The 23,689-nt window shown below is 69.0% G+C and carries 21 protein-coding genes; 6 read left to right on the top strand and 15 right to left on the bottom strand.

Annotated elements, in window-relative coordinates; all coding sequences use genetic code 11:
* Nucleotides 1-18 precede the first annotated feature (18 nt).
* The 15 genes from C9E82_RS04050 to pdxR all read right to left on the bottom strand — a co-directional run bounded on the left by C9E82_RS04050 (nucleotide 19) and on the right by pdxR (nucleotide 18,601).
* Complete coding sequence (locus C9E82_RS04050; RefSeq protein WP_205962152.1) at nucleotides 19-1,611, bottom strand: gamma-glutamyltransferase family protein; 1,593 nt, start codon at nucleotides 1,609-1,611, stop codon at nucleotides 19-21.
* Nucleotides 1,608-3,161: an acetolactate synthase large subunit gene (locus C9E82_RS04055; RefSeq protein ID WP_240643484.1), complete on the bottom strand. Its 1,554-nt coding sequence runs from the start codon at nucleotides 3,159-3,161 to the stop codon at nucleotides 1,608-1,610. The genes C9E82_RS04050 and C9E82_RS04055 overlap by 4 nt, the downstream gene beginning before the upstream one ends.
* Entirely contained in the window at nucleotides 3,158-4,219 is a 1,062-nt protein-coding gene (locus tag C9E82_RS04060; RefSeq protein WP_119897501.1) for an ABC transporter ATP-binding protein, read from the bottom strand. The genes C9E82_RS04055 and C9E82_RS04060 overlap by 4 nt, the downstream gene beginning before the upstream one ends.
* Nucleotides 4,216-5,202 (bottom strand): ABC transporter ATP-binding protein, encoded by a 987-nt coding sequence (locus tag C9E82_RS04065; protein WP_119897502.1) that lies wholly within the window; start codon nucleotides 5,200-5,202, stop codon nucleotides 4,216-4,218. The genes C9E82_RS04060 and C9E82_RS04065 overlap by 4 nt, the downstream gene beginning before the upstream one ends.
* On the bottom strand, nucleotides 5,195-6,646 hold the full coding sequence (locus tag C9E82_RS04070) for an amidohydrolase family protein (RefSeq protein WP_119897503.1): 1,452 nt from the start codon (nucleotides 6,644-6,646) through the stop codon (nucleotides 5,195-5,197). The genes C9E82_RS04065 and C9E82_RS04070 overlap by 8 nt, the downstream gene beginning before the upstream one ends.
* 67 nt (nucleotides 6,647-6,713) lie before the next feature.
* Nucleotides 6,714-8,285, bottom strand: coding sequence for an ABC transporter substrate-binding protein (locus tag C9E82_RS04075; protein WP_119897504.1), 1,572 nt, complete (start codon nucleotides 8,283-8,285; stop codon nucleotides 6,714-6,716).
* 41 nt (nucleotides 8,286-8,326) lie between these two features.
* Complete coding sequence (locus tag C9E82_RS04080) at nucleotides 8,327-9,241, bottom strand: ABC transporter permease (RefSeq protein ID WP_119897505.1); 915 nt, start codon at nucleotides 9,239-9,241, stop codon at nucleotides 8,327-8,329.
* Nucleotides 9,238-10,179 (bottom strand): ABC transporter permease, encoded by a 942-nt coding sequence (locus C9E82_RS04085; RefSeq protein WP_119897506.1) that lies wholly within the window; start codon nucleotides 10,177-10,179, stop codon nucleotides 9,238-9,240. The genes C9E82_RS04080 and C9E82_RS04085 overlap by 4 nt, the downstream gene beginning before the upstream one ends.
* A complete protein-coding gene (locus tag C9E82_RS04090; RefSeq protein WP_119897507.1) occupies nucleotides 10,176-11,804 on the bottom strand; it encodes an amidohydrolase in 1,629 nt (542 codons plus the stop codon). Before C9E82_RS04090 ends, C9E82_RS04085 begins: the two co-directional genes overlap by 4 nt.
* A 277-nt stretch (nucleotides 11,805-12,081) precedes the next feature.
* Nucleotides 12,082-13,002 carry a LysR family transcriptional regulator gene (locus C9E82_RS04095; protein WP_119897508.1) on the bottom strand — a complete coding sequence of 307 codons (921 nt, stop codon included), beginning with the start codon at nucleotides 13,000-13,002 and terminating at the stop codon, nucleotides 12,082-12,084.
* A 96-nt stretch (nucleotides 13,003-13,098) separates the two neighbouring features.
* Nucleotides 13,099-13,917: an ABC transporter permease gene (locus C9E82_RS04100; protein ID WP_119897509.1), complete on the bottom strand. Its 819-nt coding sequence runs from the start codon at nucleotides 13,915-13,917 to the stop codon at nucleotides 13,099-13,101.
* Complete coding sequence (locus tag C9E82_RS04105) at nucleotides 13,914-14,795, bottom strand: ABC transporter permease (RefSeq protein WP_119897510.1); 882 nt, start codon at nucleotides 14,793-14,795, stop codon at nucleotides 13,914-13,916. The genes C9E82_RS04100 and C9E82_RS04105 overlap by 4 nt, the downstream gene beginning before the upstream one ends.
* Nucleotides 14,788-15,855 carry an ABC transporter ATP-binding protein gene (locus C9E82_RS04110; RefSeq protein WP_119897511.1) on the bottom strand — a complete coding sequence of 356 codons (1,068 nt, stop codon included), beginning with the start codon at nucleotides 15,853-15,855 and terminating at the stop codon, nucleotides 14,788-14,790. The genes C9E82_RS04105 and C9E82_RS04110 overlap by 8 nt, the downstream gene beginning before the upstream one ends.
* Before the next feature lie 56 nt (nucleotides 15,856-15,911).
* On the bottom strand, nucleotides 15,912-17,039 hold the full coding sequence (locus tag C9E82_RS04115; protein ID WP_119897512.1) for an extracellular solute-binding protein: 1,128 nt from the start codon (nucleotides 17,037-17,039) through the stop codon (nucleotides 15,912-15,914).
* Between the two features lie 92 nt (nucleotides 17,040-17,131).
* Nucleotides 17,132-18,601, bottom strand: coding sequence for a MocR-like pyridoxine biosynthesis transcription factor PdxR (gene pdxR / locus C9E82_RS04120; RefSeq protein WP_119897513.1), 1,470 nt, complete (start codon nucleotides 18,599-18,601; stop codon nucleotides 17,132-17,134).
* Between the two features lie 114 nt (nucleotides 18,602-18,715).
* On the opposite strand from pdxR, the gene C9E82_RS04125 reads away from it, so the two are divergent.
* The 6 genes from C9E82_RS04125 to C9E82_RS04150 form a co-directional block, all read left to right on the top strand.
* Entirely contained in the window at nucleotides 18,716-19,726 is a 1,011-nt protein-coding gene (locus C9E82_RS04125; protein WP_119897514.1) for a TRAP transporter substrate-binding protein, read from the top strand.
* Between the two features lie 89 nt (nucleotides 19,727-19,815).
* Entirely contained in the window at nucleotides 19,816-20,376 is a 561-nt protein-coding gene (locus C9E82_RS04130; protein ID WP_119897515.1) for a TRAP transporter small permease, read from the top strand.
* The gene (locus C9E82_RS04135) at nucleotides 20,373-21,713 is read left to right on the top strand and encodes a TRAP transporter large permease (protein ID WP_119897516.1); all 1,341 of its coding nucleotides are present in this window, start codon (nucleotides 20,373-20,375) and stop codon (nucleotides 21,711-21,713) included. The genes C9E82_RS04130 and C9E82_RS04135 overlap by 4 nt, the downstream gene beginning before the upstream one ends.
* Before the next feature lie 15 nt (nucleotides 21,714-21,728).
* A complete protein-coding gene (locus C9E82_RS04140; protein WP_119897517.1) occupies nucleotides 21,729-22,154 on the top strand; it encodes a nuclear transport factor 2 family protein in 426 nt (141 codons plus the stop codon).
* Nucleotides 22,155-22,162: 8 nt separating this feature from the next.
* Nucleotides 22,163-23,554: an NAD(P)/FAD-dependent oxidoreductase gene (locus C9E82_RS04145; RefSeq protein WP_119897518.1), complete on the top strand. Its 1,392-nt coding sequence runs from the start codon at nucleotides 22,163-22,165 to the stop codon at nucleotides 23,552-23,554.
* Between the two features lie 12 nt (nucleotides 23,555-23,566).
* On the top strand, nucleotides 23,567-23,689 hold a 123-nt coding region (locus C9E82_RS04150; RefSeq protein ID WP_147393056.1), incomplete at its 3' end, for a thiamine pyrophosphate-binding protein.

The following is a 23,689-nucleotide window of genomic DNA, read 5'->3' on the forward strand; positions in this document are numbered from 1 at the left end:
ATCGCGCGGGCGGCGGCGCTAGAACCCCGCCGCCATGCCGTCCTTGCGGCTGTCCGAGGCGCCGGTCAGGACCCCGGTCGCCGGATCCAGGCGGATCGCCTGCGCGCCGCCCATCGGCCCTGCGACGGGCGCGATCCGGTGGCCACGGGCGGCCAGCGCGTCCACGACATCGGATGGCAGGGTCGGTTCCACCTGCAATTCGCCGTTGAAGGCGAAGACGCGCGGCTCCTCCATGGCCGCCTGGATGTCCAGCCCGCGGTCCAGGACCGCCGACAGGAAGGCCGCATGGCCCGCCGCCTGATAATGCCCGCCCATGACGCCGAAGGGCATGACCGCCCGCCCGCCCTTGCACAGCATCCCCGGAATGATCGTGTGCAGCGGGCGCTTGCCCGGCCCGATCGCGTTGGGATGCGCGGGCTCCAGCCGGAACGAGGAGCCCCGGCTGTGGAACAGCACCCCGGTCTCGGGGTCCAGGAGGGTCGAGCCGAAGGCGTGGAAGATCGAATTGATGAACGAGATTGCATTGCCCGCCGCATCGACCACGCCAAGATAGATCGTGTCCTTGTGCTCGGGTTCCGACCACAGCGCGGGCGTGCCGGCGCGAGCGGGATCGATGCGGGCGCGCAGCCGCGCGATCACCTGGTCGGACAGCAGTTCCTCGGTCACGCCCCGGCAATGGTCGGGATCGGCGATCAGCGCGTCGCGGTGGTGATAGGCCAGCTTCGTCGCTTCGGCCAGCAGATGGATGCGGTCGGCCTGCGCCACCTGCGGGCCCATGTCGAAGCCTTCCAGGATGCGCAGGATCATCAGCGCCGCCAGCCCCTGTCCGTTCGGGCCGCATTCCAGCACCTCGTGGCCGCGATAGCCGGCCCGGATCGGCTGTTCCCAGCGGGCCGTGGTGGCGCCGTCGTGGAAATCCTCCTCGCTGTGCAGCCCGCCAAGCGATTGCAGATGGCGGCACATGCGGGCGGCGGTCTGGCCCTCGTAGAAGCCCGCCGCGCCCCTGGCCGCGATCTCGCGCAGGCGGGCGCCCAGCAGGGGCTGGCGCAGGACATCGCCGGCGCGGGGGGCGCGGCCCGCGGGCAGGAACAGCCGCGCGGCGGGGCCATCGGGGGCGAGGCTGCTGCCAAAGACGGCCCAGTCGCGGGCGACGCGCGCGGTGATGGGAAAGCCTTCCTCGGCATAGCGGATCGCCGGGGCGAACAGCCGCTCCAGCGGCAGGGTGCCATAGTCGCCATGCAGCAGGCACCAAGCCGAAATCGCGCCGGGAATGGTGACCGAATGCGGGCTGGCCTGGGTCAGCTGGGTGACGCCGCGGGCCTGCAGCGCCTCGGGCGTCGCGGCGGCGGGGGCCCGGCCCGAGCCGTTCAGCGCCCGCACCGGCTGCCCGGCCGGGGCGTAGAGCGCGAAGCAGTCGCCGCCGATGCCGGTCATGTGCGTGTCGGTGACGCATTGCACGGCGCTGGCGCAGATCGCGGCATCGACGGCATTGCCGCCCTCGGCCAGCACCGCAAGCCCGGCCGAGGTCGCCAGCGGATGCGAACAGGCGATCATCGCGCGGCTGGCATAGGTCGGCGGCCGGCGCCCCGAGAGGAAGTCGAACCCGCTCATAGTATGGCCTCGATCACGAAGGGGCCGGGCTCGTGGATGGCGGCGGACAGCACGCGATGCAGTTCGGCCGCGCAATCGACCCGCTGGCCGGGCACCCCCATGCCGCGGGCCAGGGCGACGAAATCCAGTTCCGGGCGGCGCAGGTCCAGCATGTTCAGCGCGTCGGGGCCGGGATTGGCGCCGACCTTGAACAGTTCCTGCTTCAGCAGGTCATAGCTCTTGTTGGCGAAGACGATGGTGGTGACGTTCAGCGATTCGCGGGCCTGCGTCCACAGCGCCTGTATCGTGTACATGGCCGATCCGTCGGCCTGCAGCACGACGACGGGGCGGTCGGGGCAGGCGACGGCGGCGCCGGTCGACAGCGGCGGGCCGATCCCGATTGCGCCGCCGGTGATCGACAGCCAGGAATGCGGCGGCGCGCCCGAGGAGAGCCGCTCCATCTCGTTGGCGCTGGTCAGGCTTTCGTCGATGATGATCGCGCCCTCGGGCAGGGCCGAGGCGATGGCCGCCGACAGGGCCAGGTCCTCCAGCGGGCCGGCCTGCGGTTTTTCGGGGCGCGGCGCGTCGGTCATGCGCGCGGGCCTTGCGCCCACGGCATCGGCCAGGGCCCGCACCGCGGCGCGGCCGTCCTGGTCGAACTCGGCCAGCTGGATCACCTCGCAGGCTTCGGGCAGCAGCAGGCTGGGCCGCTCGGGATAGGCGAAGAAGGCGACCGGGGGCTGCGCCTCGATCAGGATGGCGCGGCGGAACGGGGCCAGCCGCTCGATCGCCATGTCGATGGGGTAGGGGACGCGCGGGATGACGGCGCGCCCGGCGCCGCGCTCGATCCGGCGGTTCGAGCCGGGGGCCATCAGCTGGGCGCCGGTGCGCTTGGCGATGCCGGCCAGCAGCCGGGTCGAGGCCGGGTCCTCGAGCACCGTCCCGCCGCACAGGATCAGCGCCCCGGATCCCAGCGCCGCGACCGCGTGGCGGATGACCTGCGGGTCCAGCGGCCGGGGGCCGTGCGGCGGGATCGGGCGGGCGATCACCCCGCCCTCGTCCCAGCCGATATCGGCCGGGGCGATCAGCGTGGCGATGCGGCCGGGATGGCTGGTCGCGACGGCCAGCCCCTCGATGGCGTCGCGCGCGATGCTGTCGGCGGCCTGCGCCGTGCGCACCCAGTCCGAGAAGACCGCGGCCGTCGCCGGGACATCGGCGGTCAGCGGCGCATCGTATCGCAGGTGCCGCAGCGCGTGGTTGCCGACGATGTTCAGCATCGGCGAGCGCGCCTTCTTGGCGTTGTGCAGGTTCGCCCCCGCATTCGCCAGCCCCGGCGCCAGGTGCAGCAGCGTCATCGCGGGCTTGCCGGCCATCCGCGCATAGCCGTCCGCCGCGCCCGACACGACCCCCTCGAACAGGCCCAGCACGCAGCGCATCAGCCGGGTGCGGTCCAGCGCGTCGACGAACTGCATCTCGGAGGTGCCGGGATTGGCGAAGCAGACCTCGACACCCCCGGTGCTGAGGCTGCGCACGAGGCTTTCCGCGCCGTTCATCCGTTCCTGATCCTTCATGTCGCGGCCGCCCTTGCCTGTTCCAGAATCGCCAGCCGGCGCAGCAGGGCCGGGCTGTCCGCGCTGACGGCGGAGATAGCGTTGTCTTCCACCGTCTCGGCCAGATGGCAAGCGGCGCGGGACTGGCCGACCCGGCGCAGCTCGGGCCGTTCGGTCCGGCAGCGGTCGATGGCCAGCGGGCAGCGCGGGTGGAAGGCGCAGCCCGAGGGCAGGGCCATCGCGCTTGGGGTGCCGCCGCGGACCGGGACCCTGTGCCGCGCGGCAGTGGGGTCGGGGCGCGGCGCCGAGGCGATCAGCGTGCGCGTGTAGGGATGGCGGGGGCGGGCGAACAGCGCCTCGGTCGCGGCCTCCTCGACGATGCGGCCCAGATACATCACCGCCACCCGCGTGGCGATATGGCGCACCACGCCCAGGTCGTGGCTGATGAAGACATAGGCGATGCCCAGCTCGCGCTGCAGGTCCTGCAGCAGGTTCACGATCTGCGCCTGGACCGAGACATCCAGCGCCGAGACCGGCTCGTCGCAGACGATCAGCGCCGGGCGCGTGGCCAGCGCCCGCGCGATGCCGACCCGCTGCCGCTGCCCGCCGGAAAATTCATGCGGATAGCGTTCCGCGTGCCAGCGCGACAGCTCGCACAGCTCGATCAGCCGGTCGACCTCGGCCCGGACGCTGCGGGGGGTGGCAAGGCCGTGCAGCAGCAGCGGCTCGGCCAGCGTCTCGCGCACCGTCATGCGCGGGTTCAGCGATCCGAACGGGTCCTGGAAGATGATCTGCATGTGCCGTCGCGCCGCGCGCAGCTGCGGGCGGTCAAGCGCGGTGATGTCGGTGTCGCGCAGCCGCACCCGGCCGGCGCTGGGTTCGTGCAGGCGCAGGATCGCCCGGCCGAGCGTGGACTTGCCGCAGCCGGATTCGCCGACCACGGCCAGCGTCTCGCCGGGTTGCAGTGCGAAGGAGACGTCGGTGACCGCCTGCACCGTGCCGACCTGGCGGCGCAGGATGCCGCGGCGGACCGGGAAATGCTTGGTCAGACCCTCGACCGTCAGCAGGGGCGTCGTCATGGCCGGTCTCCGTCGATGGGGGCCTTCCAGCAGGCGACCTCGTGCCCCGGCGCGATGGCGTCGAGGGGCGGGCGGTCGCGGCGGCAGCGGTCGTCGGCCAGCGGGCAGCGAGAAGCGAAGCGGCAGCCCGCAATCGGCTGCCAGGGCGGGGGCACCGATCCGGGAATGGCAACCAGCCGCCCGCGATCGGTATCCATGCGCGGGACGGCGGCCATCAGCCCGATCGTGTAGGGGTGCTGCGGATCGGCGAAGAGGGCGCCGACCTCGCCGCGCTCGACCACCGTTCCGGCATACATCACCGCCACCGCCTGGCAGGTCTCGGCCACCACGCCCAGGTCGTGGGTGATCATCAGGATCGCGGTGCCGGTGCGTTCCTGCAATTCGCGCAGCAGGTCCAGGATCTGCGACTGGATGGTCACGTCCAGCGCCGTGGTGGGTTCATCCGCGATCAGCACGGCGGGGTCGTTGGCCAGCGCCAGCGCGATCATCACCCGCTGCCGCTGCCCGCCCGACAGCTGGTGCGGATAGTCGTCCACCCGCCTTTCGGGCGAGGGCAGGCCGACCAGGTCCAGCAGTTCGATGGCGCGGTCGCGGGCCGGTTTTCCCGACAGGCCGGAATGGCGGCGCAGGCTCTCGATGATCTGGTCGCCGCAGGTATAGACCGGGTTCAGGCTGGTCATCGGTTCCTGGAAGATCATGCCGATGCGGCCGCCGCGCAACTGCCGCATCCGCCTTTCGGACAATTGCAGCAGGTCCTTGCCCTCGAAGATGATCCGCCCGCCGGCGATCTCGGCCGGGGGCGTGGGCAGCAGCCGCATGATCGCCAGCGAGGTCACGCTCTTGCCGCAGCCGGATTCGCCGACCAGCCCCAGCGTCTGCCCCGCCATCAGGTCGAACCCCACCCCGTCCACGGCCCGCAGCACATGCCGGTTCGAGCGGAAGCGGACCTGAAGATCGCCAAGCGACAGGACGGGCTCAGGCATCGGCGATCCCGTAGCTCAGCGGAGAGGCGGCAAGATGCGACCGGCCCGCATGGTCGCGGTCCGCGAAGGCGGTTTCGGCGCGGCGTTGTGCGGCCTCCAGCCGCTCCAGCGCGTCGGGCAGGTCGAAGGCGGCGACGCGGCCGGCCGTCACCACCTGGCGGCCGTCGATGAAGACATCGGTGACGGCGCGTTCCGCCGCGACATAGACCAGCGACCGCAGCGGGTCGCGGACCGGGCGCATCGCCGGATGGGTGACGTCGGCGACCAGAAGGTCCGCCTTGGCGCCGGGCGCCAGCCGCCCGATATCGTCGCGCCCCAGGATCGCCGCGCCGCCGATGGTGGCGGCGTCGAACACGTCCGAGGTGCGCAGGTCGAAGACATCGCCGCTCATCAGCCGCGAATTGATCAGGGCGTGGCGCATTTCCTCCAGCATGTTGTGGGGATAGGTGTCGGTGCCGATCCCCAGGGCCACGCCCGCGCGCAGATAGCGCCCGAAGCTGCGCAGCGCGATGCCGCGGCGCTGGAAGACGGTCGGGCAATGCGCCACCGCCGCGCCCGATGCGGCAAGGCGCGCCAGGTCGTCGGCCTGCGGCCAGTGCAGCCAGGGATGATCGTTCAGGAAGATGCCGTGGCCGATGATGGTGGTGGCGTCCAGGACGCCCAGCTCGTCCAGCCATTCTACCGGCGTGCGGCCGTGGCGGCGGGTGATCTCGTGGAACTCGACCACCGACTGGGCGGCGTGGATCTGCATCTTCCGGCCGCGGCGGGCGGCCTCGGCATGGCTGGCGCGGATCAGCTCGGGCGTGCAGGTGTCGATCTGCGCGGGCGCGATCATCCCCGACAGGCGGCCGCTGGGATCGGCCTCGGCCCGGTCGACGACCTCCAGCGCCGCCGCCATCGCGGCCTCGCCCGCCGCCGCATCCCATTCGTATTCCGTCACATGGCCGTTGCGGGTGAACCAGCGGGCCGAGCGATACATCGGCGCCGCCACCGCCCGCAGCCCCGAGCGGGACAGAAGCCGCAGCCAGCCGTCATAGGGCACCGACAGGTCCACCAGCGTGGTGACGCCCGACAGCATCAGCTCGGCCAGGGCGACCTCGGTGCAGGCGATGCGGCCCTCGTCGTCGGGGCCGAACAGCGCCATGAATTCATAGAGCGAGCTTTGATAGAGGCCGGGGCTGCCCAGCTCGTCCAGGAAGCCCTTGTTCAGGGGTTCGGACAGGGGATGCGAATGGATGTTCACCAACCCCGGCGCGACCAGCCGCCCGGTGCCGTCGATCTCGCGCGCGGCGGGGCCGTCATGGCGCCCACCGACCTGCAGGATCCGGTCGCCGGCGAAGGCCACGTCCTGGCCGCGCAGGAAGCGGTGGCTGCCCGAGGCCGGGTCCCAGCCGACGATCCAGTCGGCATTGCGGATCACGGTGACGCCGCTGTGGTCTTCCATCGCATTCCCCTGTCCTTGGCTTGTGGGTCGGGACGGGCAGGGCGGCGCGCCACCCCGCCCGCGGCGGTCATTCGCGCAGCTTCAGGTCCAGACCCTTGTAGAGCCCGGCGCCATAGTTGTTGTGCGGCACCACCGGCTCCAGCTTCGGCGACTGCGCGATGGTCATCGGCTCGTGATACAGCGGCAGCCAGACCGCCGCCTCGTGCACCTGGTCCAGCACCCTGGCATAGGCTTCCGCGCGGGTGGCGTCGTCGGTCGCGTGGCGGCCTTCGGCCAGCCAGGTGTCGGTATCCGGGTCGTTCCAGTTCATCCGGTTCGGCGTCGGGATGTTCTGCGACAGGAAATAGAGGTTCAGCGCGTCCCCGGCCGAGATGTAGGGATAGCTCATCCCGAACATGTCGAATTCCTGGGTCGAGACCTTGCCCCAGAACACCGTGGCGTCGAAGGTCTGGATCTCCATGCCGATGCCGACCTTCAGCAGCTCGGCCTGCACGAATTCCGCAAGCTTCTGCCAGCTGGACCCGCCCTGGATATAGGCCAGCGGCGCCAGCCGCACGCCATCCTTCTGGCGGATGCCGTCCGGGCCGGGGGTCCAGCCGGCCTCGTCCAGCAGCCGCGCGGCTTCCTCGGGGTCATAGCGCAGCAGCCTGTCGTTCAGCGCGGGATCCCAGTCCAGCGCGTTCTCCGAGATATAGCCATAGGCGGGCGTCACCTCGCCGAACATGATGTCGCGGGCCAGCGCCTCCTGGTCCACCGCAAGGTTGATGGCCTTGCGCACCGCGGGGTCGGACACCGTGGGCTTGTCGATCTTGAAGCCGATGAAATAGGTCCAGAACGCCTCGTCCGAGCGGACCAGCTCGACATTGGGGGCCTGGCGCATCTGCTCGAAGGCGATCTGCGGGATATACTGGGTGATCTGGCTCTGATCGGTCATCAGCGCCACGGTGCGGGTGTTTTCCTCGGGGACGATCTGCCAGACGATGCTGGCTATATGGGCCGGTCCCTGGTTCTGGTAGAAGGCGGGACCCCAGGCGTAATCCTCGTGCCGGGTCATGGTCAGCCGGTCGCGCGGCAGCCATTGCTGCCAGCAGAAGGGGCCGGTGCCGTTGAAGCCGGTGACGCCGAAATCCGCGCCCAGGGCCTCGACCTGCTGCCGGTCGATCACCGTCGCGAAGCTTTGCGTCAGCTGGTAGAGCAGTTCCGAGAAGGGGGCCTCCAGCTCGTAGACCACCGTATGGGGGTCGGGGGCGGTGATGTCCTTGACCTCGCCCGCCCGCCAGGCGACCGGAGAGGCGGTTTCGGGATCGATCCAGCGCTTCAGCGAATAGACCACGTCTTCGGCGGTCATCTCCTTGCCGTCGCAGAACCTGATCCCCTCCTTCAGGTGGAAGGTATAGACCAGCCCGTCCTCGGACATTTCCCATTCGCGGGCCAGCCCGTCGGTGATGGTGCTCATGTCCGGTTCCAGCGACACCAGCGTGTCGCCCAGCATGAACAGCACCTCGGCCGCGGCGCGGGCGGTGGACTTGTGCGGGTCGTAATTGTTGCTGTCCACCTCGCGGACGATGTTGATCTCCTGGGCAAGGGCCGATGATGCCAGCATGGCCAGGGCGGCGCCGTAAAGCAGCGATTTCTTCATGGTGGGTTTCCCTGTCATTGGTCGGTTCTTCTTCTTGTCGGTCAGCTTTGAAGGCGGGGGTCCAGCACGTCGCGCAGCGCGTCGCCGGTGATGTTGGCGCAAAGCACGATCACGAAGATCACCACCGAGGGGATGGCGGCGATATGCGGGGCGAACAGCAGGAAGTCGCGCCCCTGCGCCGCCATCATGCCCAGTTCCGATGCCGGGGGCCGCGCGCCCAGGCCCAGAAAGCTCAGCGCCGCGCCGATCAGGATGATCTGGCCGAAGCGCAGGCTGAGAAAGATCATGATCGACGAGATCGAGTTGCGCAGCAGATAGCGCCGGAGGATCGCCCAGTCGGACAGGCCAACGGCGCGGCCGGCCTCAATATATTCCTGTCCCATCACGCCGATGCCGATGGATCGCGCGATCCGCGCGCAATCGGGGATCGAGGCGATGCCGAGCGCGACGATGACCGGCAGGACGCCGGGCCCCGAGATCGCCACCAGCGCCAGGCCCAGAAGGATCGCCGGGAAGGACAGCAGCATGTCGTTGATGCGCATCACCCAGGGGTCGATCCGCGGATACATCGCCGACAGAAGGCCCAGCACCGATCCGACCAGGCCGCCGATCCCCACCGCGACCAGCCCGATCAGCAGCGTCAGCCGGGTGCCGTGCAGCACCCGCGACAGGATATCGCGGCCCTGCCCGTCGGTGCCCAGAAGATGCTCCCAGGTCCCGCGTTCCGACCAGGCGGGGGGCAGCATGACGGTGCGGGTATTGGCGTTGGGATCGTGCGGGGCGATCAGCGGCGCAAGGACCGCCGCCAGCGCGATCGCCGCCAGCACCAGCATCGCCAGCGCCGCCGTCGGGTCGGCCAGCAGCGCCCGCCACCACCTGCGGCGCGCCGGGACGGTCGCCTGCGGATCGGGAACCGGCGGGGGCATCTCGGCCGGCGGGATGTCGGTCGCGCTCATTTCTTCTGCACCCTGGGGTCAAGCCGGGCATAGAGGATGTCCACGATCAGGTTCACCAGGATGAACCCCAGCGCCAGCACCAGGATCGTCCCCTGCGCCAGCGGGAAGTCCGAGGACAGGATCGCCCCCACCGCCAGCCGCCCGATGCCGGGATAGGAGAAGATCGTCTCGGTCACCACCGCGCCGCCCAGAAGATAGCCGATCTGCAGCCCGACCAGCGTCACCACCGGAATCAGCGCGTTGCGCAGCCCGTGGCGCAGGATCACCTGCGGCTCGGTCAGCCCCTTGGCGCGGGCGGTGCGGACATGGTCCAGCCGCAGCACCTCCAGCACCGAGGATCGGGTCATGCGCGAGACCGGGCCGATGAAGATCAGCCCCAGCGACAGCGCGGGCAGGACAAGATGGCGCAGGCCCTCGGCCGTCCAGATCGGCCCGCCGCGGCCGATGAAGGGAAAGACCGGATACTTGACGCCCAGAAGCTGGATCAGCAGCAGGCAGATGAAGAAGATCGGCAGCGACACCCCCGCGACCGAGATCGCCATGATGATCCGGTCAAGCAGCGATCCCCGCCAGACCGCCGCCAGCGTGCCCATCGCGATGCCAAGCGGGATCGACCAGATCAGGCTGGCGAACATCAGCTCGATCGTCGGCACGATCGCCGCCGCAAGCTCGCTGGTGACGGTCTTGTTCGAGATCAGCGAGCGGCCCAGGTCGCCCTGCGCCAGCCGCTCCATGTATTTGCCGAACTGCACGATGACCGGCTGGTCCAGGCCCATTTCCTGCCGGATCCGCTCGACCACCTCGGGCGGCGCGGTCGGCCCGGCCTGCACCCGCGCCGGATCGCCCGGCGCCAGCTGGACCAGCGCGAAGCCCAGGAACAGCACCCCGAACAGGACCGGGACAGAGACGACGATCCGGTTGAGGATCGTCTCGATCATGATCCCGCCCGTTCGTGGACGATGCGGCCGCCAAGGATGGTCAGGTCGCAGCGGGTGGCGGTGATTTCTTCGGCATCGATGGCGAACAGGTCGCGGTCCCAGACCGCGACATCGCCAAGCTGGCCGGGCTCCAGCCGGCCCTTGATCCCTTCCTCATGCGCGGCATAGGCCGAGGCCCAGCCATAGGCGTGCAGCGCCTCTTCCATGGTCATCCGCTGATCCGCCCCAAGCAGGGTGCCCTGCGCGGTCTTGCGCGTGACCATGTTGTAGATCACCGGCATCGGGTCGATCTCGGTCACCGGGCAGTCGGTCGAGGCCGAGGGGTTCAGCCCGGCCTCGATCCAGGTCCGCATCGGATGCGAGGCCTCGACGCGATCCTTCTCGGCCACCGTGCAATAGAGATCGCCGAACCAGTAGAGGAACGAAGGCTGCGGCACCGGGATGACCTTCATGCGAATCATGCGCTGCATCTGGTCGGGCCGCAGCCAGCCGCAATGCTCGATCCGGTGGCGGCGGTCCGGGGCGGGCGTCTCGGCCAGCGCGGCCTCGTAGGCGTCCAGCACCTGGTCGATGGCCGCGTCGCCGATGGCGTGGATGGCCATCTGGAAGCCCGCCCGATGCGCCGCCCCGACCATCGCGGTCAGCTCGGCCTGGTCGGGGATGCACAGCAGGCCCCGGTCCTCGGGATCGCCGCCCAGATAGGGCCGGGTCATCGCCGCCGTCCGCCCGCCCGCGCTGCCATCGGTGAAGATCTTGACCGGGCCGTGCCGGAACATCTGGTCGCCGGTCCCGGTGACCATCCCCGCCGCCATCGCCCGATCCAGGATCGAGCGCGTCTTGTCGCCCATGATGCAGCCATAGACCCGCAGGGGCAGCCGCCCCTGTTCCTTCGCGGCCAGATAGGCCTCCATCTCGGGCCAGCCGGCGCGGATGCCGATGGCGGCTTCCATGCAGGAGGTGATGCCATAGGACAGCAGGTCCCGCCCGGCGCGCTCGATGGCATCGGCCAGCGACGCCACGGTCAACTGCGGCAGCACGGCGATCACCGGCTCGCGCCCGGTCTCGGCCAGAAGGCCGGTCAGCCGGCCGTTCTGGCGCTCGATCAGCCCGCCTTCCGGCGAGGGCGTGTCCTCGGTGATGCCGGCCAGGTGCAGCGCGGCGCTGTTGGCGACGGCCAGGTGGCCGCAGGTGCGCACGATATAGACCGGATGGTCGGGGCAGGCCCGGTCCAGCTCCTCGCGCCAGGGATGGCGGCCGGTGTCCAGCTGGAAATGGTCATAGCCGCGCCCGGTCACCCATTCGCCCTTCGGCGTGCGCGCGGCCCGCGCCTTCAGCGCCTCCAGCAGCGCGTCCAGCGTGGGCGCGGCCCGCGGGCGCAGGTCGACCTCGGCCATGGCCAGCCCGTAGAGATGCAGGTGCATATGCGCGTCGTTCAGCCCCGGCGTCGCCAGCCGCCCCCGCAGGTCCAGCATCGCGGTCTCGGGCCCGGCCAGCGCGGCGATCCGGTCCGAGGGGCCGGTCGCCAGGACCTTGCCCTCGGCGATGGCCAGCGCCTCGGCGAAGCCCAGGCCCTTGCCCCGCCAGATCCTGCCGTTGGTCAGAACGATATCAGCGTGGCGGCTCATCGCGCGCACCGCTGGCTGGCAACATCCGATGGGGTCATCCCGCCCTCCTGTCCGGTCGTGTCGCTTGCACGACATCATCGTAACCGGCGAGGTCGGGCTTGCGTCAACGGAAAGGGCAAGGGCCGGGGCAGGCGCCCGGACTGCCGCGGCGGGTCGATCAAGTCATTGTCTTAAGGGAATTTTCACCGCCTCCTGCCCGCAAGGCAGGCAATCGGGCAACGCCGCCGATGTATTATTTTTCGGGACGATAAATCATTATGCAGATTTCATGTTCCGGTCATCCCCAGCCGACCGGCCCCATCTCGGCCACGACCCGCGCCAGATTCTCCAGCAGCGCCGACATGGTTTCGTCGGGTTCGGCATCCTCGGGCAGCATCGCGACGGCGGCGATCCGGGTGACCGGGGCGAATTTGCGCGTCACGATCCCCAGCCCGGCGGACAGCGCCGCCGTATAGGGATCGACCACCGAGACCCCAAGCCCGGCATTGACCATCGCGCAGGCGGTCTGCGCCTGCTGGGTCTCCAGCCGCGGTCGGTAGCGGATGCCCTGCTGGGCGAAGGCCCCGGCCACCAGCGTCGCCAGCACCGGCCCGGTGCCGATGACCGGGTGCCGCGCCAGGTCCGAGGGCCCGACCACGGCGCGCATGGTCAGCAGGTGGTCGCGCGGCAGGATCGAGACCAGTTCCGCCTCGCCCAGCCGGATCGTGCGCACGCCGGGATTGTCGACCGGGCCCATCGCAAGGCCCAGATCCGCCTGCCCCAGTTCGACCGCTCGCCGCACCTGTTCGGGTTCGTGGACGGCGACGCCGATCTCCAGCCCCTGCCGTTCGCCCAGCAGCGGCTGCAGCGCGGGGGGCAGGATCGCGTGCCCGATGGGCGGCGTGGCGACGATGCGCAGCTGGCCGCGCCGGCCGTGCTTCAGCGCCTGCAGCCGGCCGGCAAGATGGCCCAGCAGGCCCAGCAGCGGCCGGATGTCCTCATAGACCAGCCGGCCTTCGTCGGTGGGCTCCAGCCGGCGGCCCCTGCGCCGGAACAGGCTGACCCCCAGCTGCGCCTCGAAGCTGCGGATCGCGTTCCAGACCGCCGATTGCGACAGGCCCAGATGTTCGGCCGCCGCCGGGGTCGTGCCGCGTTCGATCACCGCCGCGAAGGCCTCGACAAGGCGCAGGTCGAGGTCGTTTCGGCGATCGAGACGCATGGCGCTGCTCCGGTCCGGATGGGTTGCGGCGGCAAGGATCGCGCCCGATCCGCGGCTTGTCCAGCGATGGCCGCCGCCCGATGGCTGCCGTCATGGTCAGTGCGGCAGGTCGGCGGCCCGGTTGTCGCGAAGGCGGCGGCGGCGGGCCAGTTCATAGGCGACGGCGCCGATGACGGTGACGGCGATCATGATCAGCGCCAGCGCGTTCACCGCCGGGGTCAGCCCGGTGCGCACCTTGGTGGCGATGAACACCGTCAGCGGCGTCTCGAAGCCGCGCACGAACAGGGTGGTGTTGTAGTTCTCGAAGGATTGCAGCACGGCCAGCCCCGCCGAGGCCAGCAGCGCCGGGCGCAGGAACGGCAGCAGCACCCGGCGGAACACCATGAAACGCGAGGCGCCGAGGCCGAGCGCGGCTTCCTCTTGCGTGCGGTCGAAGCGTTGCAGGCGCGCGACGACCATCAGCATGACATAGCAGATGATGAAGCTGGCCTGCGCTATCACGATCAGCAGCAGGCCGCCGCCGACGCCCACCTGCCGCCACAGGATCAGCGTGGCGATGCCGATCACCACCCCCGGCGTCAGCAGCGGCGAGACCATCAGCGCATAGGCGAAGCTGCGCGCACGGGCGTGCAGCGTGGTCAGCACCAGCGCCGCCGCCGTGCCGGCCGGGATCGAGATGACCACCACGAAGAAGGCCACCACGGCCGAGGTCCACAGCGCCTCCCACATGGCACGGTCGGCCCACATGGCGCGGAACCAGTCCAGCGTCGTGCCCTGCCAGGGGATCACCGTCGGAAAGCGGCTTTCGTTGAAGGATGCCGCGCTCATGATGACCAGCGGCGCGAACAGGTAGAAGGCGAAGCCGGCCAGGTAGAAGACGAACAGCGCCCGGAAGATGCGATCCGCCCCGCTCATTTCGCGACATCCGCCAGGTTGACGCGGAAGATCCGCAGCGTGACCAGCACCACCAGCAGGCACAGTGCCAGCAGCACCAGCGCATAGGCGGCGCCGCGGTTCCAGTCGCCGCCCTCGAAGAACCAGTTGTAGATGATCTCGGTGAACCAGCGGCTGCCCGGAGAGCCCAGCAGGGCAGGCGCGACATATGATCCCGCCGCCAGCATGAAGGTGAAGACGCAGCCGGTGGCGATGCCCGCCTTGGCATGGGGGATCACCACCCGCCAGTGGATCCGCCAGACCGGCGCGCCCAGGTCGCGCGCCGCTTCGATCTGCGCCTTTTCCAGGCTTTCGATGGCGTTGTAGATCGGCAGCAGCATGAACAGGATATAGGCATAGACCATCCCCGCCAGCACGCCCAGGTCGCCCTGCCAGCGCACCGGCCGCTCGATGATGCCCAGGCCCAGAAGGACCGCGTTCAGCGGGCCGCGATAGGCCAGGATGATGTACCAGCCAAGCGTGCGCAGCACCTCGTTGACGAAGAAGGGCACGATCAGCGCCATCAGCGCGATGGAGAGCTGCGCGCGGGTGGCGCGCTGCGCCATCCAGAAGGCGATCGGATAGCAGACGACGAAGGTGGTCAGCGTGACCAGCGCGCTGGCCCAGACGGTCTTGAAGAAGATGGTCCGGTGGACGGCCTCGTTCGCCAGATAGGCGAAATTCGCCAGCGAATAGCTGTCCTCGGGGCCGCCGATCCGGGCGGGGGGCAGGTTCGGGCGCAGCGCATAGTCCAGCGTCATCAGGTTCGGCGCCAGCACCATGCCGACCAGCCAGATCGCCACCAGGATCAGGAAGAACGAGGCCAGCCAGCCCCCGAAACGCTGGAACAGCTCACGCATCGGCCAGCACCACGCCATGCCGGGGCTGGAACGAGAAGCTGGCCCGCGCCCCCGGCTCGGGCGCGTCGGCCAGCCGCGTGCTGGGAACCGAGGCGGCCAGCGCCGCGCCGTCGTCGAAGCGGCCATGGACCAGCGCGAAGGCGCCCTCGAAATCCACCCGGTCGATGGTGGCGGGCAGGTTGTTGGCGTCGTCCGTGCCGGGGATCAGCGCCTCGGGGCGGACATAGAGCGTCGCCTGCCCGCCGACCTGCGCGCCCGGACCCGCGCGGCCGCGTAGCGCGCCAAGCCCGGTTTCCAGCGTCGCGGTGCCGCCGTCGATGGCGGTGATCCGGCCGGGGATGGCGTTGGTTTCGCCCACGAAACGGGCGACGAAGGGGGTGGCGGGGTCGTCGTAGAGCTGGCGCGGGGTGGCGACCTGCTGCAGCAGGCCCGCGCTCATCACCGCGACGCGGTCGGACATGGCCAGCGCCTCGGACTGGTCGTGGGTGATGTAGATGAAGGTGACGCCGGTGCGCCGCTGCAGGGCCCGCAGCTCGGCCCGCATGTGCTGGCGCAGCTTCAGGTCCAGCGCCGACAGCGGCTCGTCCAGCAGCAGGACGCCCGGTTCCACCGCCAGCGCGCGGGCGATGGCGACGCGCTGGCGCTGGCCGCCCGACAATTCGCCCGGCATCCGCTCGCCGTAGCCCTCCAGCGCGATCAGCTTCAGAAGCTCGTCGGCCTTGCGGCGGCGCTCGGCCCGGCTGATGCCGCGCGCCTCCAGCCCGAAGGCGATGTTTTCCCAGACCGGCATCAGCGGGAACAGCGCCAGCGACTGGAAGATCATCGCGGTGGGGCGCTGGTTCGGGCCCAACCCCTTCATGTCGCGCCCGCCGATCAGCACCCGGCCCTCGGTCGGCTGGATGAAGCCCGCGATCATCCGCAGGATCGTGGTCTTGCCGCAGCCCGACGGCCCGAGGATCGAGAAGAATTCCCCGGCCTCGACCTTGAAGGACACGTCGCTGACCGCGCGCGTCGTCCCGAAGCTCATGCCGATGCCGGACAGTTCCACCGAATGCGACATTGTTCCCCCGTTGCTGATGTGCGGGGCGGGATGCGTGTCCCGCCCCTTTGTTCATGTCAGGCCGACAGGAAGCGGTCCTGATATTCGTTGCGCTTGGTGATGTACCAGTTTTCCTGGATCGGCCACCACCACAGCTTGTCCAGCGCGTCACCCGGATAGGCGGCGGCGAAGAAGGCCTTGGCCTCGTCCGACAGCAGCTCGGCGGAACCCACGGCGGTCGAGTTGATCGAGGTGGCGTTGGTATACATCGCCCCGGCCTCGGGCGTCAGGAACCAGTTGATGAAGGCATAGGCCTCGTCCAGGTTCTCGGCGCCCGAGGGGATCGCCAGCCCTTCCATCCAGGCCAGCGCGCCTTCCTTCGGCGCGACGAAGCCAACCGGCAGGCCCTCGCGCGACAGCGCGGCGGCGGTGGAATCCCAGGTCTGGCCGATGGCGGCGCCGTTGACGCGGAAGGCGCCCTGCGCCTCGTTCTCGTTGTTCCAGAACTGGATGATGTTGCCCTTGCGGGCGACGGCCTCGGCCAGGATCGCGTCGAAGATCTCGACCTGCGCATCGGGATCGGTGAAGGCGTCCAGCAGCGGGCGCGGCAGCCGGCCCTCGGCCTCCAGCCACAGGCCAAGGCCCACCAGCGCGGAATGGGCGCGCACGGTGGCCAGCCCCTCGGCCGCCTCGCCCCAGATGTCGCCATAGGAGGCGCTGCCATATTCCAGCGGCATCTGGTCGCGGTCGAAGGCCACCGCCTCGGTGCCCCAGTCGGTCGGCACCTGATAGCGCTTGCCCTCGACCACCGCGCCCAGATTGGTCGAGTTCTCCCAGGCGCTCGGCAGGACCTTGGCGACCTCGATCTTCGATTCGTCCAGCTCCTGGACCAGCCCGAACTCGACATAGTTCGGCACCCGGTCCACGGTCGGCCAGATCAGGTCGAAGCCGCCGCCATTGTTGGCGCGCAGCTGGTTCAGCAATTCGTCATTGGTGCCATAGGGCGTGTAATTCGGGGTGATCCCGGTGGCCTCGCGGAAGGCGTTCAGGATCTCGTCGTTCAGATAGCCGGCCCAGGCGAAGATGTTCACCGTGCCCGCGCCCTGCGCCATTGCCCGGCGGGACAGGTAGGGCGTGGCCAGCAGCGACAGGCCGGTCGTGGCCGCGGCGCCTTTCAGAAGCCCGCGCCGATGGATTCTGTTCATGGAAGAGACTCCTTGTTGGATAACCAGAATTCAGCCTCTAGACGCTTCGCAAGTCAATATGGCGACAGTCGCGGCAAGGCCCGGCGCGGGTCTTACGATTCCAGCGCGCGGCGGGCGATGATCGCGATGCCCGGATCGATCTCGGCATCGCGGATCGAGGAATAGCCCAGGCGGAAGAAGGGGCAGGGGTCGGGCGGGGTCTCGAAGAACACTTCCCCCGGCTCGATCAGCACGCCGTCCGCTTGCAGGCGCAGGGCCAGGCGGCGGCTGTCGATGCCCGAGGGGGCCTCGATCCACATGCTGGAGCCGCCGGACCGCGCCGCCCCGGCGATCCTGAGCGGGGTGCGCGCCAGGGCGGCCTCCATCAGCTCGCGCCGCCGCTTCAGCGTGCCGCGCAACCGGACGATATGCGCGTCGTAATGCCCCAGCGCCAGGAAATAGGCGGTGATGCGCTGCAGGTGGTTCGGCGGATGGCGCAGCATGATCGCGCGCAGGCTGCGCGCCCGCGCGATCAGCGGCGCGGGGGCGACCATGTAGCCGATGCGCAGCCCCGGAAACAGCGATTTCGAGAAGCTGCCGATATAGATCACCCGCCCGGCCTGATCCAGCGACTTCAGCGCCGGGGCGGGCGGCGCCAGATAGGACATCTCGAAATCGTAATCGTCCTCGACGATCAGGAAGTCATGGGCGGCGGCGCGGGCCAGCAGCTCGTGCCGGCGATGCAGCGGCATGGTGGCGCCGGTCGGGATGTTGTGGCTGGGGGTGACGATGACCAGCCGGGTGCCTTCGGGCAGCAGCGCCGGGTTCAGGCCGCCCTCGTCCACCTGGAGGAAGGTGGTCGGGCTTTGCGCCCGGCGCAGGGTCTCGGCGAAATCGGGATAGCCGGGTTCCTCGGTGACGGCCAGCCGGTCGCGGCGGGCCAGAAGCTCGATGGCCAGGAACAGCGCGTTCTGCGCCCCCATCGTCACCAGCACCTCGTCGGGCTGGGCATGGATGCCCCGGCGCGGCAAGGTGTTCGAGCAGATGAAATCGATCAGCAGCGGATCGTCGGCGCCGTATTGATCCGCCGCCAGCGCGGCGAAATCCCGCGTGCCCCAGGCGCGGCGCGCGCAGTCGCGCCAGGCATTGTGGTCGAACAGATCCGGGTCGGGCTGGCCGTAGATGAACGGATAGCGATAGTCGCGCCAGTCCGGCGGCTTGCGGATGACCCGTCGCGGCGGGCGGTGATCGGCCAGCCAGCTTTCCCAGTCCAGCGTCGCGCCGCCCTGCTGCGGCTGCTGGACCCGCAGCCGGCGATGCGGCACCGTGCCCGCCACCATGATCCCCGAGCGGGACCGGGTTTCCAGATAGCCCTGGCTGACAAGCTCTTGATAGACCAGCGTGACGGTCATCCGCGACAGGCCAAGCGCGCTGGCCAGCCCGCGGCTGGAGGGCAGGCGCATGCCGGGTCGGGCGCGGGTTTCCAGGATCGCCCGCACGATCGCCGCGGCCAGCCGGCCCTGCAGCGTCGGCGCATCCTGATCGCGCAGGAAGATCATCTCGACGGGGATGCGGCTGCTCATCTGGACCTAACTTTGCTTTCAACTGGACCTATCGTGACGCGGCGTCACCTGCAACATCTTGTCACACCGGCGACCGCGAACAATGCGGCGCGATACACAACACGGAGGTTCCCCATGTCATTCCTTACCCGCATCCTCGGCGGCACCGCGCTTGCGCTGTCTTTGGGCGCGCTTGCCCTGCCCGCCGCCGCCACCGAATACCGCATCGCCGTGGGCGACGGCGCGGGCGGCACGCAAGAGGCGCTTGGCAAGGCCTTCGTCGCCGCGCTGGAGGAAAAATCCGGCGGCGCGATCACCGGCCGGCTGTTCCTGAACGGCCAGTTGGGCGACGAGCAGGACACCGTCACCGCCGCCGCGACCGGCACGCTGGATTTCTCGATCCTGGCGATCAACAACATCACGCCGTTTTCCCCCAGCGTCGGCACGCTGACCCTGCCCTATGTCATCCTCAGCCAGGAGGATGCCGAGACCCTGACCCAGGGCGAGATCGGCCAGCAGATGATCGACCAGACCGTCGAGGATGCCGGCGTGCGCATCATCGGCTGGGGCTATTCCGGCTTTCGCGTGCTGACCAATTCCAAGCGCCCGGTGGCCACGGTGGCCGACCTGCAGGGGCTGGTGGTGCGTGTGCCGCGCAACGAGATCATGATCGAAAGCTACAAGTCCTGGGGCATCAACCCCACCCCGATGGCCTGGGGCGAGACCTTTGCGGCGCTGCAACAGGGCGTCGTGGACGGCCAGGACAACCCCTACATGACCATCTATGCGATGAAATTCGACGAGGTTCAGAAGCACATCACCGACCTGCGCTACATCTTCTCGATCGAGCCGCTGATCGTCTCGGAAAGCCTGTTCCAGAGCCTGTCGCCAGACGAGCAGCAGCAGGTGCTGGAGGCCGGGCAGGAGGCGACGCAGGCCTCGGCCGCCTTCCTGCGCGAGGAAGAGGACAAGATCCGGGCGGAACTGGTCGAGCGCGGCATGGAGATCACCCAGCCGGCGGATGACGAACAGGAATTCATCGAACTGGCCACCGCGAATGTCTGGCCGAAATTCTATGACCAGATCGGCGGCAAGGAGGTGCTGAACGGCGCGCTGGCCGCGCTGGGTCGCGATCCGGTCGAATAGGCCGGCCCCCGCGGCGGGCCGGGCGTCCTGCCGCCCGCCGCCGCCGTCCGTCAATCCCGTGACCCTCAAGCGGAGGTCAGTCCCCAGTCATGTCTGCGCTCTGGACCCATCTCGACAAGCTGGAAAGCTATATCTGCCGCGTGTTGCTGGCGGTCTTCGTGACGCTGCTGTTCGTGCAGATCGTGGCCCGGCAGCTGTTCGGCTTCTCGATCACCTGGATCGAGGAACTGTCGGTCATCCTGTTCGTCTGGTTCGCCTATTTCGGCGCCTCCTATGCCGCGCGGATGTCGGCGCATAACCGGGTGCTGTTCCACCTGAAGGCCATGCCGCGCCGGACCGCCCGGATCATCGAGGCCATCGGCGACCTGTTCTGGATCGGCTTCAACATCGTCTTCATCTGGCAGGCCACGATCTTCATCAGCCGGCTGCGGCCCTTCGTGAAGGCCCAGACCCTGGGATGGGAGATGCGCTATGTCTACCTGGTGCTGCCCATCGCCTTCGCGCTGATGACCATCCGCATCCTGCAGGTGAATTATCTCAAACTCGTCAAGGGCATGGACCCGCAGGACCCGGACAAGGTCGAGGTCGAGGAAATGCTTGAACTGGCCGCCGACGAACAGCGCGCCTATGAGCGGGAGCACAGGAAATGAACGATTATCTCGTAGAGGTCCTGTTCGGCGCCTTCATCCTGCTGATGGCGCTTGGCGCGCCGATCACCGTGGCCCTGGGCGTCGCCGCGCTGGCCGCCATGCTCTATCTGGGCGACAACCCGATCAAGATGGTGCAGATGGCCTGGTCCTCGGTCGGGACCTTCCCGCTGATGGCGCTGCCGTCGTTCATTCTGGCGGGCGCGCTGATGGAGGCCGCGGGCCTCTCGCGCCGGCTGATCAACGTGGCCGAAAGCCTTGCGGGGCCGTTCACCGGCGGGCTTTCCGCCGCCGCGGTGCTGGCCTGCCTGTTCTTCGGCGCGATTTCCGGCTCGGGTCCGGCGACGACGGCCGCGGTCGGGCTGCTGATGATCCCGGCCATGGTGCGCTCGGGCTACAGCAAGGAATATGCGGGCTCCGTCACCGCGGCGGCGGGCGGGCTGGGCATCGTCATCCCGCCCTCGATCCCGATGGTCATCTTCGGCATCTCGGCCATGGGCATCATGCCCGCCCCCGAGGCGATCGAGGCGCATGGGACCTTCCAGTCGGTCTCGATCTCGAAGCTGTTCATCGCCGGCTTCCTGCCCGGCGTGGTGATGGCCGGCGGGCTGCTGATCATGAACTATGTCCGCTGCCGGATGCAGGGCTTCCGCGGCTCGGCGGAACCGTTGTCGCCGCGCAAGTTCTTCTGCGCCTGCTATCAGGGCTTCTGGGCGCTGCTGGCCCCGGTGATCATCCTGGGCGGCATCTATGGCGGCTTCTTCACCCCGACCGAGGCCGCGATCATCGCCATCTTCTACACGCTGTTCGTCGGCGCGGTGATCTATCGCGAGCTGGACCTGGCCGAGATCGTCAAGGCGCTGGAGGCCACCACCTGGCTGTCGGGCCGCGTGCTCCTGGTGCTGTTCTCGGCGACGATCTTCGGCCGGATCCTGGTCGAGAACGGCATCCCCGACGTGATCGCCGAAAGCGTGCTGAACCTGACGACCAACATCTATCTGATCTGGCTGCTGATCATCGGGCTGCTGCTGTTCATCGGCATGTTCATGGAGACGCTGGCCGCGATCATGATCCTGGTCCCGGTGATGCTGCCGGTGGCCTACATGGTCGGCATCGACCCGATCCATTTCGGCATCGTCATGATCTGCACGCTGTCGGTCGGGTTCCAGACCCCGCCCCTGGGGGAAAACCTGTTCATCGCCTCGGGCATATCGGGGGCCTCGATCGAGCGGCTCAGCATGCGCGCGCTGCCCTTCGCCCTGGCCTCGACCCTTTCGATCTTCATCATCGCCTGCTTCCCCCAGATCGCCCTGTGGTTGCCACGGGTGCTGGGCTACTGACCAAAGGAGAATTCCATGACCCGCAAGCTGACCGCCGAGGACCTGAAGGCCACCTTCGACGCCTTCAACCGCCACGACATCGACGGCGTGATGACCCATTTCGCCGAGGATTGCGTGTTCTTCACCGTCGCGGGCGACCACGAATACGGCAACCGGATCGAGGGCAGGGACGCCATCGCCAAGGCCTTCGAGGGCGTCTGGACCGCGATGCCGGACGTGGAATGGGCCGATCACAGCCATTTCCTGTCCGAGGACGGCAGCCGCGGCGTCAGCCAGTGGACCTTCCGCGCCACCAATCCCGACGGCAGCCGGACCGAGGTGGAGGGCGTGGACCTGTTCCGCATCCGCGACGGCCGGATCGTCGAGAAACAGGCGATCCGCAAGCAGCGCCCGGCGATCCCCGCCCCGGCTGCTTCGGCCCCGGTCGCTTCGGCCAAGTGAGGACCGCCATGCAGGCAATCCGGAAACGCGCCGGCTCGGTCGCGTTCGATCCCTTCTACGACCCGATGACCGCGCCCGCGCTGGGTCCGCGCAGCGATTATGCGCCGACCTACTGGATCGGCACCGCCGGTCCCGCACCCGACGACGACGGCCCGGTGACGGGCGACATGGACGCGGATGTGGTGGTGATCGGCTCGGGCTATACCGGCCTCTCCTGCGCCATCCACCTGGCCAAGATGCACGGCATCAAGCCCGTGGTGCTGGAGGCGAACGGCGTCGCCTATGGCTGCTCGACCCGCAATGGCGGGCAGGCGCAGGTCAGCTCCGGCCGGCTGAAGCGCAGCCAGTGGATCCAGCGCTGGGGCCTCGACGTGGCGCGGCGGCTTCATGCCGAGGTCTGCGAGGGGTTCGAGCTGTTCCGCGGCCTGATCCGCGACCATGCGATCGACTGCGATCCGCAGGATGGCGGGCATTACTACATCGCCCACAAGGCGTCGGTCCTGCCCGCGCTGGAATCCGAGGCCGCGCTGCTGCGCGACACCTTCGGCTACGATGCCCGCATGATCTCGCGCGACGAGTTGCACGAGACCGTGGTGCGCGACCAGGAGGCGCATGGCGCCATGTGGGAGGCGGACGGCATCGGCATCCATGCCGCGAAGCTGGCCTTCGGCTATCTGCGGGTGGCCCGCGAACTGGGCGCGAAGGTGCATCCCGACAGCCCGGTCCAGGGCTGGGAATATCGCGACGGCGTGCATCACCTGCGCACGCCGGGCGGCACCGTCCGCGCGCGGCGGGTGGCGGTGGCGACGGCGGCCTATGCGCCGCGCGACCTGCATCCGCGGCTGAAGGACCGGCTGATGCCGATCATGTCGAACAGCGTCGTCACCCGCCAGCTGACGCCGGCCGAACTGGAGGCCGTGGGCATCCGGAAGCTCTCGCCGCTGACCGATTCGCGGACGCTGCGGCACTATTACCGCCTGCTGCCGGACAACCGGCTGCAGATCGGCTCTCGTGCCGCGATCACCGGCCGCGATGCCGCCAATCCGGCGCATCTGGAGGCGCTGCGCGAAGGAATGGCCCGCAAGTTCCCCGCCCTGCGCGGGATCGAGCTGGATTACAGCTGGTGGGGCTGGGTGGATGTCAGCCACGACATGATGCCCCGGATCACCGGCCTGCCCGACCTGCCGGGCGCGTTCTACGCGCTTGGCTATGGCGGCAACGGCGTGATGTATTCCGCGATGGCCGGGCGCCGCATGGCGCAGCTTGTCGCGGGGGAAACCCTGCCCGACCTGCCGATCTTCAACAGCGAATTGCCGCATGAGGGCTGGAAGACGCCGTTCCGGCGGCTTGGCCAATGGGGCCTCTACAAATTCTACCACTTCCGCGACGAGCGCAGATAAGGAGCGACGCCGATGAAAATGACCACTGAGGAAGCCTTTGTGAAGGTTTTGCAGCAGCACGGGATCGAGCATGCCTTTGGGATCATCGGATCTGCGATGATGCCTGTAAGCGATCTTTTTCCGAAGGCGGGGATC

Source organism: Paracoccus sigandri (genome assembly GCF_003709565.1).
Taxonomy (GTDB): domain Bacteria; phylum Pseudomonadota; class Alphaproteobacteria; order Rhodobacterales; family Rhodobacteraceae; genus Paracoccus; species Paracoccus siganidrum.

Coding starts and splice junctions, on each gene's coding strand:
- C9E82_RS04145 (WP_119897518.1), top strand. CDS start 22,163: ATGCAGGCAATCCGGAAACGCGCCGGCTCGGTCGCGTTCGATCCCTTC.
- C9E82_RS04115 (WP_119897512.1), bottom strand. CDS start 17,039: ATGAACAGAATCCATCGGCGCGGGCTTCTGAAAGGCGCCGCGGCCACG.
- C9E82_RS04095 (WP_119897508.1), bottom strand. CDS start 13,002: ATGCGTCTCGATCGCCGAAACGACCTCGACCTGCGCCTTGTCGAGGCC.
- C9E82_RS04060 (WP_119897501.1), bottom strand. CDS start 4,219: ATGACGACGCCCCTGCTGACGGTCGAGGGTCTGACCAAGCATTTCCCG.
- C9E82_RS04135 (WP_119897516.1), top strand. CDS start 20,373: ATGAACGATTATCTCGTAGAGGTCCTGTTCGGCGCCTTCATCCTGCTG.
- C9E82_RS04110 (WP_119897511.1), bottom strand. CDS start 15,855: ATGTCGCATTCGGTGGAACTGTCCGGCATCGGCATGAGCTTCGGGACG.
- C9E82_RS04080 (WP_119897505.1), bottom strand. CDS start 9,241: ATGAGCGCGACCGACATCCCGCCGGCCGAGATGCCCCCGCCGGTTCCC.
- C9E82_RS04055 (WP_240643484.1), bottom strand. CDS start 3,161: ATGAAGGATCAGGAACGGATGAACGGCGCGGAAAGCCTCGTGCGCAGC.
- C9E82_RS04070 (WP_119897503.1), bottom strand. CDS start 6,646: ATGGAAGACCACAGCGGCGTCACCGTGATCCGCAATGCCGACTGGATC.
- pdxR (WP_119897513.1), bottom strand. CDS start 18,601: ATGAGCAGCCGCATCCCCGTCGAGATGATCTTCCTGCGCGATCAGGAT.
- C9E82_RS04090 (WP_119897507.1), bottom strand. CDS start 11,804: ATGAGCCGCCACGCTGATATCGTTCTGACCAACGGCAGGATCTGGCGG.
- C9E82_RS04140 (WP_119897517.1), top strand. CDS start 21,729: ATGACCCGCAAGCTGACCGCCGAGGACCTGAAGGCCACCTTCGACGCC.
- C9E82_RS04075 (WP_119897504.1), bottom strand. CDS start 8,285: ATGAAGAAATCGCTGCTTTACGGCGCCGCCCTGGCCATGCTGGCATCA.
- C9E82_RS04125 (WP_119897514.1), top strand. CDS start 18,716: ATGTCATTCCTTACCCGCATCCTCGGCGGCACCGCGCTTGCGCTGTCT.
- C9E82_RS04050 (WP_205962152.1), bottom strand. CDS start 1,611: ATGAGCGGGTTCGACTTCCTCTCGGGGCGCCGGCCGCCGACCTATGCC.
- C9E82_RS04065 (WP_119897502.1), bottom strand. CDS start 5,202: ATGCCTGAGCCCGTCCTGTCGCTTGGCGATCTTCAGGTCCGCTTCCGC.
- C9E82_RS04085 (WP_119897506.1), bottom strand. CDS start 10,179: ATGATCGAGACGATCCTCAACCGGATCGTCGTCTCTGTCCCGGTCCTG.
- C9E82_RS04130 (WP_119897515.1), top strand. CDS start 19,816: ATGTCTGCGCTCTGGACCCATCTCGACAAGCTGGAAAGCTATATCTGC.
- C9E82_RS04100 (WP_119897509.1), bottom strand. CDS start 13,917: ATGAGCGGGGCGGATCGCATCTTCCGGGCGCTGTTCGTCTTCTACCTG.
- C9E82_RS04105 (WP_119897510.1), bottom strand. CDS start 14,795: ATGCGTGAGCTGTTCCAGCGTTTCGGGGGCTGGCTGGCCTCGTTCTTC.